Below are 15,942 nucleotides of genomic sequence, written 5' to 3'. Positions count from 1 at the left end.
GGCTGCCCTTTTTTTTGCCCGCAGCCGTTACACTACAGAACTAGAGCCCTCCCCGGCCTGTCTCAATCCAGGTCGTGCCGTGGCGACCCATGACTGCTCAGGAGTAAAGCATGCGTAAACTGATTCTCAGCGCTGCGCTGGTCGCTGCCAGCGTACTTGGTATGACTTCCGTCCAGGCCGCAGAGCCTGTAGCCGGCAAGGAATATGTCGAGCTGAGCAACCCGGTTCCGGTTTCCGTGCCTGGCAAGATCGAAGTGGTCGAGTTGTTCTGGTATGGCTGCCCGCATTGCTATCACTTCGAGCCTGTCATCAACCCTTGGGTCGACAAGCTGCCCAAGGATGTCAACTTCAAGCGTGTGCCGGCCATGTTCGGTGGCCCTTGGGATGCCCATGGCCAGATGTTCCTGACCCTGGAAGCGATGGGCGTCGAGCACAAGGTGCACGCGGCGGTATTCGACGCCATTCAAAACCAGCGCAAGCGTCTGACAAGCCCAAAAGACATGGCCGATTTCCTGGCAACGCAAGGTGTGGACAAGGCCAAGTTCCTGGCTACCTACAACTCCTTCGCCATCAAGGGACAGGTCAACCAGGCGAAAGAACTGGCCAAGAAATATGAAATCACTGGCGTTCCCAGCATGGTGGTTAACGGTAAGTACCGCTTCGACCTGGGCACCGCTGGTGGGCCAGAGGGTGTCCTCAACGTGGCCGACCAGTTGATCGACAAGGAGCGCGCTGCCAAGTAGGCAGCGCACCCATGCCTCGCCTACGGGCCACGCGCGGCGTTGCCCTGCCCCAGCCGCAGGTCAACGAGCATCACCTGCAAGCCCCCGGTTTGCCGGAAGATGGTCGTCTGCGGCTGCTTAGCTTCAATATCCAGGTAGGCATCAGTACCGAGCGTTATCGGCATTACCTGACGCGCAGCTGGCAGCACCTGTTGCCGCACACTGGCCGAGCCAGCAACTTGCAGAAAATCGGTAAGTTGCTTGGGGACTTCGACCTAGTGGCCCTGCAAGAGGCGGATGGGGGCAGCATGCGCTCGGGCTATGTCAACCAGGTCGAGCATCTGGCCCAACTGGGTGCCTTCCCCTACTGGTACCAACAGCTCAATCGCAACCTTGGGCGCTTCGCCCAGCACAGCAATGGCGTACTTAGCCGTCTGAAGCCTCATCAGCTCGAAGATCACCCACTGCCTGGCCCAGCAGGGCGCGGGGCTATCCTGGTGCGCTTCGGCGAGGGTGAGGACGCGCTGATCGTGGTCATGATGCACCTGGCATTGGGCGCCAAGACCCGCGCACTGCAGCTGGCCTACATACGCGAACTGATCGGCGGGTACCGCCATCAGGTGTTGATGGGGGACATGAACACCCATGCCACCGACCTGCTCGAGCACTCACCCTTGCGCGACCTTGGCCTGATCGCGCCCCAGGTGGAGGCCACCTTCCCCAGTTGGCGACCACAGCGCTGCCTGGACCACATCCTGCTCAGCCCGAGCCTTACCCTGGAAAGGGTCGAGGTGCTGGCCCAGCCGATTTCCGATCATCTTCCCGTGGCCGTCGAGATCCGATTGCCTGATGCATTGACTGTGGATACGCTGCCGGCCTTGAGCTGAATCAACTGACGCCTCGCTTGCCTTCAAGTGTCCCGGGCGCGCGCCGACAGTGTGTATCAGACAGCCCCAGTTGTATCACCCGTGCGGACACAGGCATGACCGAAGAAGCCGAGCGCTGGAAAGAAAAATACCTGATAAGCATTGAGCAACAGGAGAAGCTCGAACGTCGCTGGGAAGCGCGCCTGGACTTGCTGCGTCGAGGCCTGGTTCGCAGTACGTTGGCCGCCGAGGGCAGCGACAAGGTCGTCGACCAGTGCATGAAGGAAATGCGCGAGGTCATTCGCAGTGACAATATGGATGCCGGGCTTGCCGGCCTGATCCCCCGTCTTGAAAAAGCCGTACTGGAGTCTGAGCAGCGCCGCGAAACCCGCATGCACCAAGTGGGCGATGCGCTGACGGCGCTCGTCGATCAGTTGCAAGGCCTGCCGTTGAGCAGCGATGTCTCAAGGCCCTTGAAGAAGCTTGCCAAGCGGCTGGAGGCCGGCGTTACCCAGTCTCGTGATCTGCCGCCACTGCTGGGGGAACTCAGTGGTCTGCAAGGGCGTGCGCTGGCCGCGCTGGACAGGCCCGAAGGCGGATCGCGGGGCGGCTTTCTGCAGCGATTGTTCAAAGGCCGCGATGAACCGGCGCCTGTCGAGGCCGCCAGCGAGCAGGTGACGGGCCCCGCCCCTGTTGCCGCGCAACCCCTGGTACAGGAAGTATCTCTTCTGTCTCACCACGATGGGCATGAAGGCAACGATGCGTCCCCGTCGCTGATCGAGTCTGAACACGTGCCGGGTGTCGAGCCGCCACCCATTCCCCCGGCACCTCCCATGGCAATGGATACGCCATTGCGAACTGAAGCGGATGATGGCCCGCCCCCTCTGACTGATGTGCCGCTGTCTGATCAAGACGCCTATGCGCTGCCCTACGCAGTCGAGCCGCCCTACAGTCAGGTTGCCGCCCATATCGAGCAGACGCTGCTCGGTCTATTGGATGACCTGAGCCTGCCAGATCGCCACAAGGCGCAGGCGCAGGCGATGCGCGAACGGGTGGCGCGCGGTATGAACTGGTACGAGTTGATTCCTGTACTGGATGATCTTGCCGTGTTGCTGCTGGCGATCACCGACAGTGGCCAGCATGAGTTCGAAACCTATCTGCAATTGCTCAATGAACGGCTCGAAGGTTTCCACGGCCACTTGCAGGCCGCCAGTGCCGGTCACGCCGACAACAGCAGTGCAGCACGCCAGCTGGACACGCAATTGCGTGAACAGGTGGACGGGCTGCAAACCGACATGCAGGGCGCCGCAGACGTATCGAGCTTGAAGCACCTGCTCGAAAGCCGGCTCGAGGGCTTGCTGATGACAATGGACCAGCACCAGCACGAGCGCGACCGCCGCGAGCAGGCGCTGGCTGGGCGCCTGCAGGGCCTGTCCGAGCGCGTGGCCAGCATGGAGCAGGAAGCGTTGGGTTATCGTGAGCACCTGGAGGAGCAGCGGCAAAAGGCATTGCTCGACCCACTGACCGGCCTGCCCAATCGCGCGGCCTGGAGCGAGCAGGTAGAGCGCGAAATGCAGCGCTGGCAGGAAAACGGCGGCGACCTGGCCATGGCGATTCTGGACCTGGATCATTTCAAGCAGATCAACGATGGCTACGGGCATCTGGCCGGCGACAAGGTATTGAAGATCGTGGCCGATCAGTTGCGCAAACGGCTGCGGGGCCAGGATTTCATTGCCCGCTTCGGGGGCGAGGAGTTCGTGTTGCTGCTGCCCGACACCTCGCCGGCGGACGCATTACAGGTCGTCGAAACAATGCGCCTTGCCGTAGAGGCCTGCCCGTTTCACTTCAAGGGAGAGCGGGTGGTAGTGTCCACGTCCATCGGCCTGAGCGCCTTCAGGCCCGGCGAGGTGGCCGATCAGGTGCTCAAGCGTGCCGACGCAGCGCTTTACCGTGCCAAGCAACGGGGGCGCAATTGCGTGGAGCAGAACTGACCGGGGCCTGGCAAGGGCGAGCGCAGATGCGGGGAGACCGTTATACTGTAGCGCTCATTCGCTGAGGCCACTGCCGTGCTTTCCACGCTGAAAAAAACACTGATCACCTTACTGCTGCTGACTGTCGCTGGTTGTTCGACGGGCTTGCGCATTGACCGCAGCCACCCGTCAGCCAACCACGACAACCGCATTCAGTTCGTGGTGCTGCACTATACCAATGCTTCGCTGGAGCGCTCGTTGGCGTTGCTGACCCACGGCGAGGTCAGCAGCCACTACCTGATCGGTGATGGCCCCGCCACTGTCTACCAGTTGGTGGATGAAAGCAGGCGAGCCTGGCACGCTGGCGATAGCCAGTGGCAGGGCAGAACCTGGTTGAACTCATCGTCCATCGGCATCGAGATCGTCAATGCTGGCTTTACCGATACGCCTGCCGGGCGGGTATGGCACCCCTACAGCGAAGCGCAGATCCAGTCGCTGATCGCGCTGCTCAAGGACATCGTCAAGCGTAACGGCATCGAACCACGGCACATTATTGGCCACAGCGACATCGCGCCACTGCGCAAGCAGGACCCCGGCCCGCTGTTCCCGTGGAAACGCCTGGCCGACGCCGGCCTGGGCGTTTGGCCTGACGCCTCTGCCGTGGCTCGCCAGCAGGCCTATTTTGAGGTCAATCCCCCTACTATTGGGTGGTACCAGCAGGCCCTCGCCCGGTTTGGCTATGCCGTCGAGCAGACGGGCGTGCCCGATGTCCAGACGCGGCACGTGATCGCGGCGTTCCAGATGCGCTTTCGACCTCAACGCTTCGACGGCCAGCCCGATGCGCAGACGGCCGCCATGCTCGAGGTGCTCAACCGCATGCCGTAAAGCGTTGACGGCTGGCAGTTTGGTCCTCGCCCAAGCGAAGCGCTAAACGGCAAAGGTAATTGTCCATTGAGTTGCTATACCTTGGTAATCAACTGGATGCCTTCGATGCCTGATCGCCTGACGGCCTTGCGCCAATTTTTCTACCGTCCCTGGATGCTTGCCGCTTTGGCGGCAATCGCCAGTGCCGCCTTGTTGCTGACCGCCAGCATCGCCATTGCGTTGCAGCAGATGAAACAAAGTGAAAGCGAACAGATGAATGCTCAGGGCGAGCGTTTTCTGGAGCGACTCGAGCAGGTGTTCGGGCAGTTGCGCGAAGGCGTGGACTTGTTGGAGACGCAGCCTTTGCGTGGCTGCGGCCCCGCCATGCTGACGGCCTTGCAGCAGATCGGGTTGAGTTCACGGTTCATCTACGAGGCGGCCTATGTCGACGGTGATGTCGCGTGTTCGAACCGAGGTGACGAGCGGGCTTTCGTGCCGCTCCGCCCGCCAGATATCAAGGGGCCGGTCTACAGCTATTGGCTCAATACCACCACCGAGCCCGACGAAAACCTTGCCGCGCTGATGCTGGGGCGTGGCCGGTTTCTGGTGTCAACCTCCCGCGGGCACCTGACCGATGTGGTGGATTTGCCCCCGGGCGGCAGCTTGTTGGTCGTGCTGGATAACGGTGCCCGGGCGATCCCGGTACTGGGCCCGCCCCAAGTGTGGCCACCGCCTTCTGTGTGGTCGACCAGCCACAAAACGCTGCTGGAGTTCAGCGACCGTCTGATCTATCGCATGCCCACCAAGTCTCCTGATTACCAGTTGGTTCTGATCGCACCACGCGCAAGTCTCCCCCTGCGCATGAATGGCGCCCTGTGGCTGCTGTTTCCAGGCAGCGTACTGGGTGCTTGTTGCATCGGCTGGCTGGTCTTGCAGTTGGCGCAACAGCGACGCTCCATGAGCTCGGAGCTACAGCAGGCGCTGAGTCGTGGCCAGTTGCAAGTGCTTTACCAGCCGATTTTCGAGCTCGACAGCAGGCGCTGTGTGGGTGCCGAGGCATTGGTGCGTTGGCGTCGGCCCGATGGCAGCTTGACCAGCCCTGAGCTGTTCATCCCGCTGGCCGAAAATACCGGGCAGATCCGTGAGATCACCGACTTCGTCCTGCGACGCGTCCTCGAACAACTCGGCCCGCTGTTGCGCTCACGGCCCATGCTGTACATCTCGGTGAACCTGGCGGCGTGCGACGTGATGGTTCCGCGTGTTGGGGAAGTGGCGGCGCGCTTGCTGGCGCTGCACCGGGTGGCCCCTAGGCAGATCGCCTTCGAGGTGACCGAGCGCGGCCTGATCGATGTGGTGGTGGCGCGCGAAAACCTGCAAGCACTGCGCGCCCAGGGCCATCAGGTGCTGATCGACGATTTCGGTACGGGCTACTGCAGCCTGGCCTATCTCCAGACCTTGCCCGTGGATTGCCTGAAAATCGACAAGGCATTCATCGATGCGCTGGGCCACGATGCCGCCAGCAGCGGCGTGGCACCGCATATCATCCGCATGGCCCACGACCTGCATCTGCGGGTGATCGCCGAAGGTATCGAGCGTGAAGACCAGGCACTGCTGCTGCTTGGGGAGGGCGTGAAGTACGGCCAGGGCTGGCTGTTCGCCAAGGCCCTGACGGCCCGTCAGTTCGCCGAGCTGGTCACGCGGGATAAATTGCCACGGGGCAGACAGGCCTGACGCGCTTTGCGAGCATCAGACCGGCAGGGCCAGGTAGAACTGGGTACCTTCACCCGGTCGCGAGAAGACGCCCATGCGCCCACCGTGCAACTGCACGATTTCCTTGCACAAGGCCAGTCCCAGGCCGGCTCCACCTTTCTTGCGCCCTACTTGCACGAACGGCTCGAAGATACGGGCCTGCTGGCCATAGGCGATACCCTCGCCCGTGTCCTCGACACTGATGATCACGCGTTCGGCATGGCGCCGCGCATGCAGGCGGATGCGCCCGCCCTGTGGGGTATGCCTGACCGCGTTGTGCAGCAGGTTGTCCAACACACGGTCGAGCTGGGCAACGTCAGCCTGAATGCGTGGCAATGGCGGTTCCAGGGCCAGGACCAGTTCGATCTGCTTCTGGCCCGCCTGGTCGGCGAAGCGTAATTGCGCCCGCTCCAGCAGTTCATCGACGGCGCAGGGCGCCAGGTCGAGCTTTTGCAGGCCGCTTTGATAGCGGCTGAAGTTGAGCAGGTCATTGATCAACTGGGTCAGGCGCTGCATTTCTTCGCCGATGGTTTCCAGCAGATCGTACTCACGCGCTTCTTCGGGAAACTTGACCCGTTCGCGCAGCAGGCCGAACGCCATGTGCATACCGGTGACAGGCGTGCGCAGCTCGTGGGAGGCGCGGAGCACGAACTCGCTGCGCACCCGCTCGAAGGCACGCTGTTCTGTCACGTCGTGAAGCACCATCACAGCGCCCAGGATCGGGCCCTGGGGATGGCTGACGGGCGTCAGGCTATAGGTCAGCAGACGCGTTTCCTCGTCAACATCAATGTGAAGGTCGTCCGGTTGCCGGTCCAGACTGCCGCCGCGCAGCACCTGGCACAGTTGCTGTTCCAGCTCAGGTCGTTCCAGGGCTTCGGCCAGGCTGCTGCCAACACGGCTGTCGTTCCAGCCCAGTTGGCGTTGAGCAACCGGGTTCAAGTGCTCAAGCAAGCCCTGTCGATCGATGATCAGCAGGCCATCATCGATACTGTCGAGCACGGCTTGCAGCCGCTGCTGCCCGGCGAGCAATTCGTCGACATTGGTGGCCTGGTGCTTGCGCAGGGCGTCGGCCATGATCCCGAAGCGACGCGTGAGCTGGTTCAGCTCGCTAGCTTGAGTGATCGGGAGCGTGACATCGAAATTGCCCTTGCCGAGCTGATCGGCTGCCTTGGCCAGGGCCTCGATGGGCTGCCCGAATCGGCGGGCAATGTTGTGGGCAGTGATAAAGCCCAGAACCAGGACCACCAGGCCCATCAGGCCCAGCACGCCGCCGACCAGCAAGGCGCGGGCACGGCTTTGTTCTTCGCTGCGAGCGATGTTGGCCAGCGCTTGTTTGTGGGAATCGATCAGGTCGGTGCGCACTTGATTGAATGCGGCGCCCAGTGGCTGGTCCACGGCGAGGCTGCGCGAAGGCGCCGGGGTTGCGTGGTAAGCCTCCAGAAATGCCTGGTAGTGGTCGCGGGCTTCGCTGAACCCAGGCCGCTGGCCACCGTCGGCCAGGCTTTGGTCGAGCAGGTGTTGGAAATTGTCTTGCAGTGCTTGCAACTGATCTGGAGCCGTGTCCGTATCCAGCAGCAGAATGAGCTGCTCACCGAGGTTCTGGCGTAGCTTCAACCCCACGTCCAGCGAGTGATTGGTGTCGCGAACCAGCGCCTGTTGAGCCGAAGCCATTTGCAGGACGCTTACCAAGCCAAGCAGCAGCCCCAAAAGGGCGACCGTGACCAGCGCCGAGATGCTGAGAAAGAGCCGCGTGCGCAGCTTCATGGTCGGCCACTTCACAGGTTGTACTGCTTACGCTTGCGATACAGAGTTGACGCGTCGATCCCGAGGGTCTTGGCAGCTTGGTCGAGCGTGTCGCTGGCAGCCAGCACGGCGCCGATATGCGCGCGCTCAAGCTCATCCAGGCTCAAGGCGGCCCCTATACGCGGCGCGTTGCTTGCCGGTTGCTCGCCCATGCCCAGATGGCTGATCTCGACCTTTTCCTGGGGACAGATGATGCTGGCCCGCTCGATCACGTTACGCAATTCGCGAATGTTGCCCGGCCAGCGGTAATTGAGCAGCGCTGCGCGTGCCTCGTCGCTGAAGCCGCGTGCTGGCCTTGAGTATTCCTTGACGAAGCGGGCCAGGAAGCGGTCGGCGAGCGTGAGGATGTCTTCACTGCGCTCGCGCAGGGGCGGCAGGTGCAAGGTGATGACGTTCAGGCGGTAGAGCAAGTCTTCGCGGAAACGGCCCTCGCGCACCATTTCCTCAAGGTTGAGGTTGGTGGCGGCGAGGATGCGCACATCGGCCCGGCGGGTGACGGGGTCGCCAACACGCTCATATTCCTTGTCCTGGATGAAGCGCAGCAACTTGGGTTGCAGGGTCAGGGGGAAGTCACCGATTTCATCGAGGAACAACGTACCGCCGTCCGCCTGGTTGACGCGGCCAAGGGTGCTCTCGCTGGCGCCGGTAAAGGCCCCTCGCGTGTGGCCGAACAGTTCGCTTTCCATCAGCTCGGCATTGAGCGACGGGCAGTTGATGGTCACGCAGGCCTTGCGCGCACGCTTGCTCCAGCCGTGGATGGCGCGGGCCAGCTCACCTTTACCGGTCCCGGACTCGCCCAGGATCAGGATGTTGGCATCTGTGGTTGCTACCTGGCGGGCTGTTTCCAGCACGACCATCATGGCCGGGCTGTGGGAGTCCAGGCCATCCTTGGGCTTGCGCACTTCGCCTTCCAGGGCTTCCAGGCGGGCGGAAAGCTGGCGTACCTCCAGTTGCTTGGCTGTGGCCAGGCGCAACTGGTCAGGACTGCAAGGCTTGACCAGGTAGTCGGCGGCACCGGCTTGAATGGCATCGACCGCCGTGTCGATAGCGGAGTGGGCGGTCACGATGACCACGCGCATCCACGGTGCCTGAACACGCATCTGGGCCAGCACGTCCAGGCCATTGTCCTCGCCCAGACGCAGGTCGAGGAAGCACAGGTCGAACACCTGGCGCTGCAGCAGGCTCTCCGCCTGGGTGGCGCTGTTGGCGGTCGCCACGCTGTAGCCCTCGTCTTCCAGGCAGTAGCGGAAGGTGCGCAGGATCGCGGACTCGTCATCCACCAGCAGAATGCGGCCTTGCTTGTCCTGGGCTGATTCCATGTACCTGCGCTCCTTTGGGAAATATCTTTGTTTAGTGTGGGAAAAATCGGGCAAGTTGCATGGTCAATTCTGAAGGATTCTGCCCTTTGCACGCCAGCGGGTCGACCAAGAAGCTTGAATGCCCCGCGGGGCCGGCAATTTGCTTAGAGAGAGTGGTTGGCACATTGGTTGCGAAGAGTTTCAGATTTTGCCTACAGAAGGAGACTACGACATGCCTTTCGCCTTTCGCGCGCTTGCGCTAGCGGTCAGTTTGCTGCCCTTCGTCGCTATGGCCAGTGACGATCCTGTCCACGATGCTCGCCTGGAAGGTTCGCTGCAGACGGCGGTGTCCTTGAATCGGCTCCTCAATCCTTATCGAATCACCGTTAAGGTCGATGGGGCGTCGGCGCGTTTGGCTGGGGAGGTCGAGAATGAGGTTGAGCGACGTTTGGTCGAGGAAGTGGCTTTGGCGACTTCTGGTATCGAGAAGGTCGACAATCAGGTGCAGGTCAATCCTGAGCTGGTCGAGCGTCCACTGGCGTTGCGCGCTTATGCCCAGCGCACGAAAGACGTGACGCTTACGGCAGTCATACGGTCACGGCTGTTGTGGAGCCGCCTGACTGAGAAGGCACCCATACAGGTACAAAGTGACAGCGGTGTCGTCACGCTCCGGGGGCGGGTAGACAACCCCGAGGCAAAGGAGCTTGCGGGCGTCGTGGCGCGTACGACCGAGGGGGTGTACCTGGTCAACAACCTGATCAGCCTGGACACCGCAGCCATGATCAAAGCTAAAGACCAGCCTGTGGATGCCCCGACCGGACCGCAGCCAAGCGATGCCTGGATCGTCGATAAGGTCCAAAGCAGTTACAGCTTCAGCCGCAACCTTGACGGGCTGAATCTGAAGGTGGTGAGCCAGGATGGCCTGGTCAGACTCTCCGGCGAAGTCGTCAGCCCGGAGCAGAAGAATATCGCGACGGACATCGCCAGACAGATCATTGGTGTGCGTGGGGTCGATGCCGACATGCTCAAGGTGGCAACCAAGGTTGAAGGGTGATCGTGCATTTCGCACGGCCCCCCAGGGGGCATCGTGCAGGATACGTGGTAGGTCCTAATGGTTCAATCTTTTAACTCTTTGAAAAATAAGGATATTTTCTAATTTCAAAGCTGGCACGCAGGCTGCAATTACTTGTTCAAGTCTGGACAAAAATCACAGCAGGAGAAGCCGGTATGAACCGCCCATCTGTCAACCGTTTGCACGTTACCGCCCTGCCACTGCGTCAGATCATGTCGCTTGGCATCGCGGTCATGCTGACTTTGGCAGCAGGGCTGTTCTACTACAGTGTGCAAACCGCCCGCCTGGCCGACCAAGTGGCGGCGCAAACCGCCCTGCTGTCGCAGATCCAGAACACCCGCGCCAGTAACCTCGTGCAAGCAGCCGAGCCGCTGCCATCGAAGGGCAAGGCCGAGTCCCCTGCAACCGTTGAACATGTCGTACCACAGGACCGTTGGGTGTTCTGATCACCCTGCTTTCGAAAACAAAGGAGAATCATCATGCTGAGCTGGGCTATCACTTTCCTCATCATCGCCATCGTCGCTGCAGTTCTGGGCTTTGGTGGTATCGCTGGCGCTGCAACGGGTATCGCCAAGATCCTGTTCATCGTCTTCCTGGTTCTTTTCGTTGCTTCGTTCTTCTTTGGACGCGGTCGCAGATGAGCAGGCTGTTACGCAATGCCGTAGCTGGCGTTCTGATGATGAGCGCCACTGCAGCAGCGCTGGCGGCCAATGATGGCCAGCTACGCGTCGATCAATTGCTGGGTAGCGACGCCGAGTACCGGGAATCCTGGCAGGACGCCGTAAAAGGCGAGGAACGCCTGCCCGATTGGGTGTTGAACCTGACGGGAAGTTCGCCTCAGCAGATGTCGGCGGTCACGGAAGACGGTGATAAATACCTCGTAGGCCCGCTCTGCGAAGCCGCGGACAAATGCACTTACAAGCGTTTGATCGTCGCATTCAGCTGGGACAAGGATGACGCCTACGGGATGCTGGTGGAGGTACCGGAAGGCCTGCCCAGCGACAAGTCGCCTACCCGCCATGCGCAGTATCGGTGGCTTGGCAAACCTGACGAGGGCATGAAAACCATGCTTCAGGAGCAACTCAAGCGGGACCCGAACTGGTACTGAGTCGCAAGACCGGTGTGGTTCAGGTTTGGCACTGTCATGAAATAGAAGCTGAACGGCCGTAGGCTTGCAGCCTTCTATGATGCGCCGCTCCGAGGAGGAGCAGCACATGACCAAGGGGCCGGGCTGTTTTGATCGCTACAGGATCGGAGTGGCCTAGGGGTACAGGGAGTGCCTCCACCTGTTGGGCCGGGTCAGGCAAGGCAGAATCGGAAGTTCCAGGTCAGTAGAGCCCTGAACGATCTTCAGGGTGGACCTGGCTTCCGAGGAGCCATCCAGATGGCAGTGCACGATGCACGAAATCCATCTGGGGACACATTTTGTCTCAACCGCGCGTCTTTTTTTTCGTGAGCTGTGCTATCTATATCAGCTGCGTTTGAAGCATTCGGATTGTCGAACAACCAAGCTTCTTTTACTTTCCCCTGCGACTATTTCAGCCGTCATATGGCGTTTATGTCTTGTTCGGGATTCCGAACAGCGCTTCGCAGGACGCCTATTCCCTTCTAGATACCCCACTTTCCCATGCTCAATCGGTATGGGGTATGCGTTTCCGGCATTAGATTTCCCTTCTTCCCATCGCAATAGTTGCGGCCTTTTTCGCCGACCGAGCCCTGCGCTCGTCTGCGCTGTCCTTACAACACGTCGCTAATCGGCGAATTCACTCCGGGCTTGTGTCCATCTGCTGTCCGGTTGCCGTTAGTCGACATGACCACTACAACAAAGGGTAAAGACATGAAGAAGGCAAAACTGAGCCTCGCCTGGCAGATCGTCATAGGTCTGGTACTGGGCGTTGCAATCGGCGCGCTCCTGAACCACTTCAGTGCAGAAAAGGCCTGGTGGATCAGCAACGTCCTTCAGCCTGCTGGTGATATCTTCATTCGCCTGATCAAGATGATCGTGGTCCCGATCGTGATCTCGTCGCTGATCGTGGGTATCGCTGGGGTTGGCGATGCCAAGAAGCTTGGCAGTATTGGCCTGAAGACCATTCTCTACTTCGAAGTCGTCACGACCATCGCTATTGTTGTGGGCCTGGTGCTTGCCAACCTGTTCCATCCGGGCGCGGGTATCGACATGAGCACCCTCGGTACTGTGGACATCTCCAAGTACCAGGCGACCGCCGCCGAGGTGCAGCATGAGCATGCCTTCATCGAGACCCTGCTCAATCTGATCCCGTCGAATATCTTCGCGGCGCTGATGCGCGGTGAAATGTTGCCGATCATCTTCTTCTCGGTCATGTTCGGCCTTGGCCTTTCGAGCCTGCAAGCCGAGCTGCGCGATCCTCTGGTACGCACCTTCCAGGCCGTATCGGAGACCATGTTCAAAGTCACCCACATGATCATGAAGTACGCGCCGATCGGTGTGTTCGCGCTGATCGCGGTGACCGTTGCCAACTTTGGCTTCAGCTCGTTGCTGCCACTGGCCAAGCTGGTGCTGCTGGTGTATTTCGCCATCGCCTTCTTCGCCTTCATGGTGTTAGGGCTGGTAGCGCGCCTGTTCGGTTTCTCGGTGATCAAGATCATGCGCATCATGAAAGATGAGCTGATCCTGGCCTACTCCACCTCAAGCTCGGAAACCGTCCTGCCACGGGTTATCGAAAAGATGGAGAAGTACGGCGCGCCCAAATCGATTTGCTCGTTCGTGGTACCCACCGGCTACTCGTTCAACCTCGACGGCTCCACCCTGTACCAGAGCATCGCGGCCATCTTCATCGCCCAGCTCTACGGTATCGACCTGTCGTGGAGCCAGCAGTTGCTGCTGGTGCTGACCTTGATGGTGACCTCCAAAGGCATCGCCGGGGTACCAGGCGTTTCGTTCGTGGTGCTGCTGGCCACCCTGGGTAGCGTGGGTATCCCACTGGAAGGCCTGGCGTTCATTGCCGGTGTCGACCGCATCATGGACATGGCGCGCACGGCGCTCAACGTGATCGGCAATGCCCTGGCGGCGCTGGTCATCTCCCGCTGGGAAGGCATGTACGACGCGGCCAAGGGCGAGCTGTACTACGCTTCGCTGATCGCCGAGAAGCCTGAAACTGCCATGGTGGGTGAAGCAGCCAAACGCTGAGGCCAAACCTGTTGGACCCAAAGCCCCGACCCGTCGGGGCTTTTTGTCGTCTGTGGCATCCATACTCACGGCGAGCCGCAGCCAGGGCAGTGTTCGATACGTTATGATTCGGGCATTTTCGGGGAGGTACGTGGATGCTCAACGGCTTATGGCTCGGCTTTTTCCTGGTAGCGGCCATATCTGCCATGGCTCAATGGCTGGTGGGTGGCAACGCCGGCATCTTCGCGGCCATGGTCGAAAGCATCTTCGCCATGGCGAAGCTGTCGGTCGAGGTCATGGTATTGCTGTTCGGCACCCTGACCCTATGGCTGGGCTTTCTGAAGATCGCCGAGCAGGCGGGTATCGTCGAGTGGCTGGCCAAGGTACTGGGCCCCTTGTTCGCACGGCTGATGCCCGAAGTGCCGCCTGGGCACCCTGCGCTAGGGCTGATCACCATGAACTTTGCGGCCAATGGCCTGGGCCTGGACAATGCTGCTACCCCTATCGGCCTGAAGGCCATGCGTGCCCTGCAGACGCTCAACCCCAGCAGCACCACGGCCAGCAACGCGCAGATCCTGTTCCTGGTGCTCAACGCGTCTTCCTTGACCCTGCTCCCTGTAACCGTGTTCATGTACCGCGCCCAGCAAGGCGCGCCCGACCCAACCATGGTGTTCCTGCCTATCCTGCTGGCCACCAGTGTGTCGACGCTGGTCGGGCTGCTGTCGGTCGCGGTGATGCAGCGTTTACGGCTATGGGACCCTGTGGTGCTGGCGTACCTGGTACCCGGCGCGTTGCTGCTGGGGGGCTTCATGGCCTTTCTCGGCACGCTGTCGGCAGCCGCGCTGGCCAGCTTGTCCTCGATCCTGGGCAACCTCACGCTGTTCGGGGTGATCATCGTCTTTTTGATCATCGGCGCGCTCAAGCGGGTCCAGGTCTACGAAGCATTCGTCGAAGGGGCGAAGGAAGGCTTCGACGTTGCCAAGAGCCTGCTGCCCTACCTGGTGGCGATGCTGGTGGCGGTCGGTGTACTGCGCGCATCCGGGGCGCTTGAGGTGGCGTTGGACGGTATCCGCCATGCGGTGAACTGGATGGGCCTGGATACGCGCTTTGTCGAAGGGCTGCCAACTGCCCTGGTCAAGCCGTTTTCCGGCAGTGCTGCACGGGCAATGCTGATCGAGACCATGCAGGCCCAGGGTGTTGACAGCTTCCCTGCCTTGGTCGCAGCGACCATTCAGGGCAGTACCGAAACCACGTTCTACGTCCTGGCCGTGTACTTCGGCGCCGTGGGCATTCAACGGGTGCGCCATGCCGTGGGGTGTGCACTGTTGGCCGAGTTTTCCGGTGTGGTGGCAGCGATCTGCGTTTGCTACTGGTTCTTCGGCTGACCGGCGTTTCTGGCGGTACACGATGCGCCGCTCATGAAGCGGCGGCATCCTCGACTACCTTGAAGCGCAGTACACCGATCACCTGGCCATCCTCAGTCAGTACCCTCACCTGCCAACGCCCTACCGGGTTGGGCGGGAAGTTCTGCTTGTGGGTCCAGGCTCGATAGCCTTCCTTGCGCCCACCGTGAATGTCTAGGGCGATACGGTCCACTTCCTGCCCGTCTTTCTGCCATACATGGTAGATCCGCTCATTCAGGCCGCGCGGTGCGTTGATGGCGGTGTAGGCGTACAGGCCGCTGCTGCGGATACGGCTGGCAGCGATTTTATCCAGTGAATCTCCCGGCTCACGGTTAATGACCTCGGTGCTCACGGCGACTTCGGTCATCCACAAGGTGGCCGGCGGCACCCAGGAGCGCAACAACCAACCCCCGCCACCGACGGCCAGCGTGATTACCACCAGGGCGACACCGCGTCGCCAGTTGCTGACCGGAAAACTGCTGACCAGGCTCGGGAAGGACAAGGCCATGGCGATGATCAGGGCCAGCTTGAAGCTTTGCGCGGTGGTGAGGTGAAGGATGATCGGCAGGGCGGTCAGCAAGGCGGCGAACAGGGTCAGGGTGTGAAGCGCCATGAACAGCCAGCGCCGCGGCGCGAGCCAGCGGTAGTACAACGGGTCGATGATCGAGACCAGTCCGGCGGCGCCCAGCAAGCCTGTAAAGATCGACTGGCCGCTGTTCCAGGTGGTGGTGATGAAGAAAAACGGCAGTACGAAGAACAGGGACTCCTGATGGATCATCTGCGTGGCATAGCGCAACAGCGGCTGGGGTATTTCACGCTTGAAGGTACGCGTGAACAGGCGGGTGAGCGTGCTTTCGAGCATCAGCCAGACCCAGCTGACCAGCAGCAGGACGGCGATCCAGCTGGCGAGGCCCGCCTGCCGGTCGACCAGGATGAAACTGCCTACACCTGATAGAAAACCACCCAAGGCAATGACGCCCGGATAGCGTTTGAGCAGTTCGATGATGCGCTGGGCGATCTTAGGTATTGGGGGCATGGGGCTGCAATGCT

General features: G+C 60.9%; 14 protein-coding genes. 11 read left to right on the top strand and 3 right to left on the bottom strand.

Annotated elements, in window-relative coordinates; all coding sequences use genetic code 11:
* The first annotated feature begins 110 nt into the window (after window positions 1–110).
* From dsbA to ACF8GB_RS06415, 5 genes are all read left to right on the top strand, one after another.
* Window positions 111–743 carry a thiol:disulfide interchange protein DsbA gene (gene dsbA, locus ACF8GB_RS06435; protein WP_058638708.1) on the top strand — a complete coding sequence of 211 codons (633 nt, stop codon included), beginning with the start codon at window positions 111–113 and terminating at the stop codon, window positions 741–743.
* Window positions 744–754: 11 nt separating this feature from the next.
* Window positions 755–1,609, top strand: coding sequence for an endonuclease/exonuclease/phosphatase family protein (locus ACF8GB_RS06430; protein WP_023532864.1), 855 nt, complete (start codon window positions 755–757; stop codon window positions 1,607–1,609).
* Between the two features lie 95 nt (window positions 1,610–1,704).
* Complete coding sequence (locus ACF8GB_RS06425; protein WP_058638707.1) at window positions 1,705–3,579, top strand: GGDEF domain-containing protein; 1,875 nt, start codon at window positions 1,705–1,707, stop codon at window positions 3,577–3,579.
* Window positions 3,580–3,654: 75 nt separating this feature from the next.
* On the top strand, window positions 3,655–4,443 hold the full coding sequence (locus ACF8GB_RS06420; protein ID WP_058638706.1) for an N-acetylmuramoyl-L-alanine amidase: 789 nt from the start codon (window positions 3,655–3,657) through the stop codon (window positions 4,441–4,443).
* Between the two features lie 105 nt (window positions 4,444–4,548).
* A complete protein-coding gene (locus ACF8GB_RS06415; protein WP_058603692.1) occupies window positions 4,549–6,153 on the top strand; it encodes an EAL domain-containing protein in 1,605 nt (534 codons plus the stop codon).
* Between the two features lie 15 nt (window positions 6,154–6,168).
* Here the strand turns inward: ACF8GB_RS06415 and ACF8GB_RS06410 are convergent, their stop codons facing one another.
* Both ACF8GB_RS06410 and algB read right to left on the bottom strand, forming a co-directional pair.
* Window positions 6,169–7,935: a KinB sensor domain-containing domain gene (locus ACF8GB_RS06410; protein WP_058638795.1), complete on the bottom strand. Its 1,767-nt coding sequence runs from the start codon at window positions 7,933–7,935 to the stop codon at window positions 6,169–6,171.
* An 11-nt stretch (window positions 7,936–7,946) separates the two neighbouring features.
* Window positions 7,947–9,293 (bottom strand): sigma-54-dependent response regulator transcription factor AlgB, encoded by a 1,347-nt coding sequence (gene algB, locus ACF8GB_RS06405; RefSeq protein WP_392526719.1) that lies wholly within the window; start codon window positions 9,291–9,293, stop codon window positions 7,947–7,949.
* Window positions 9,294–9,504: 211 nt separating this feature from the next.
* Here algB and ACF8GB_RS06400 point away from each other — a divergent pair, with 211 nt between their 5' ends.
* The 6 genes from ACF8GB_RS06400 to ACF8GB_RS06375 all read left to right on the top strand — a co-directional run bounded on the left by ACF8GB_RS06400 (window position 9,505) and on the right by ACF8GB_RS06375 (window position 14,874).
* Window positions 9,505–10,326, top strand: a complete 822-nt coding sequence (locus ACF8GB_RS06400; protein ID WP_392526718.1) for a BON domain-containing protein — start codon at window positions 9,505–9,507, stop codon at window positions 10,324–10,326.
* A gap of 173 nt (window positions 10,327–10,499) precedes the next feature.
* Window positions 10,500–10,790 (top strand): hypothetical protein, encoded by a 291-nt coding sequence (locus tag ACF8GB_RS06395; RefSeq protein WP_058603694.1) that lies wholly within the window; start codon window positions 10,500–10,502, stop codon window positions 10,788–10,790.
* 33 nt (window positions 10,791–10,823) lie between these two features.
* Window positions 10,824–10,985 carry a DUF1328 domain-containing protein gene (locus ACF8GB_RS06390; RefSeq protein WP_023532363.1) on the top strand — a complete coding sequence of 54 codons (162 nt, stop codon included), beginning with the start codon at window positions 10,824–10,826 and terminating at the stop codon, window positions 10,983–10,985.
* The gene (locus tag ACF8GB_RS06385) at window positions 10,982–11,452 is read left to right on the top strand and encodes an inhibitor of vertebrate lysozyme family protein (RefSeq protein ID WP_326384174.1); all 471 of its coding nucleotides are present in this window, start codon (window positions 10,982–10,984) and stop codon (window positions 11,450–11,452) included. The genes ACF8GB_RS06390 and ACF8GB_RS06385 overlap by 4 nt, the downstream gene beginning before the upstream one ends.
* Before the next feature lie 729 nt (window positions 11,453–12,181).
* Window positions 12,182–13,510: a glutamate/aspartate:proton symporter GltP gene (gene gltP, locus ACF8GB_RS06380; RefSeq protein WP_058603696.1), complete on the top strand. Its 1,329-nt coding sequence runs from the start codon at window positions 12,182–12,184 to the stop codon at window positions 13,508–13,510.
* 134 nt (window positions 13,511–13,644) lie between these two features.
* Window positions 13,645–14,874 (top strand): nucleoside recognition domain-containing protein, encoded by a 1,230-nt coding sequence (locus ACF8GB_RS06375; protein ID WP_023532681.1) that lies wholly within the window; start codon window positions 13,645–13,647, stop codon window positions 14,872–14,874.
* Between the two features lie 31 nt (window positions 14,875–14,905).
* Here the strand turns inward: ACF8GB_RS06375 and ACF8GB_RS06370 are convergent, their stop codons facing one another.
* Entirely contained in the window at window positions 14,906–15,928 is a 1,023-nt protein-coding gene (locus tag ACF8GB_RS06370; protein WP_058638702.1) for a DUF5924 family protein, read from the bottom strand.
* Window positions 15,929–15,942 lie beyond the last annotated feature (14 nt).

Source organism: Pseudomonas sp. xss_4 (genome assembly GCF_043104125.1).
GTDB classification, from domain to species: Bacteria; Pseudomonadota; Gammaproteobacteria; order Pseudomonadales; family Pseudomonadaceae; genus Aquipseudomonas; species Aquipseudomonas parafulva_B.
The sequence above is the reverse complement of the archived record's forward strand: the minus strand, read 5'-3'. Positions and strand labels throughout refer to the sequence as shown.

Bases quoted from the DNA above. Each gene is read 5' to 3' on its own strand.
- dsbA (WP_058638708.1), top strand. From the start codon at position 111: ATGCGTAAACTGATTCTCAGCGCTGCGCTGGTCGCTGCCAGCGTACTT.
- ACF8GB_RS06430 (WP_023532864.1), top strand. From the start codon at position 755: ATGCCTCGCCTACGGGCCACGCGCGGCGTTGCCCTGCCCCAGCCGCAG.
- ACF8GB_RS06425 (WP_058638707.1), top strand. From the start codon at position 1,705: ATGACCGAAGAAGCCGAGCGCTGGAAAGAAAAATACCTGATAAGCATT.
- ACF8GB_RS06415 (WP_058603692.1), top strand. From the start codon at position 4,549: ATGCCTGATCGCCTGACGGCCTTGCGCCAATTTTTCTACCGTCCCTGG.
- ACF8GB_RS06410 (WP_058638795.1), bottom strand. From the start codon at position 7,935: ATGAAGCTGCGCACGCGGCTCTTTCTCAGCATCTCGGCGCTGGTCACG.
- algB (WP_392526719.1), bottom strand. From the start codon at position 9,293: ATGGAATCAGCCCAGGACAAGCAAGGCCGCATTCTGCTGGTGGATGAC.
- ACF8GB_RS06400 (WP_392526718.1), top strand. From the start codon at position 9,505: ATGCCTTTCGCCTTTCGCGCGCTTGCGCTAGCGGTCAGTTTGCTGCCC.
- ACF8GB_RS06395 (WP_058603694.1), top strand. From the start codon at position 10,500: ATGAACCGCCCATCTGTCAACCGTTTGCACGTTACCGCCCTGCCACTG.
- ACF8GB_RS06390 (WP_023532363.1), top strand. From the start codon at position 10,824: ATGCTGAGCTGGGCTATCACTTTCCTCATCATCGCCATCGTCGCTGCA.
- ACF8GB_RS06385 (WP_326384174.1), top strand. From the start codon at position 10,982: ATGAGCAGGCTGTTACGCAATGCCGTAGCTGGCGTTCTGATGATGAGC.
- gltP (WP_058603696.1), top strand. From the start codon at position 12,182: ATGAAGAAGGCAAAACTGAGCCTCGCCTGGCAGATCGTCATAGGTCTG.
- ACF8GB_RS06375 (WP_023532681.1), top strand. From the start codon at position 13,645: ATGCTCAACGGCTTATGGCTCGGCTTTTTCCTGGTAGCGGCCATATCT.
- ACF8GB_RS06370 (WP_058638702.1), bottom strand. From the start codon at position 15,928: ATGCCCCCAATACCTAAGATCGCCCAGCGCATCATCGAACTGCTCAAA.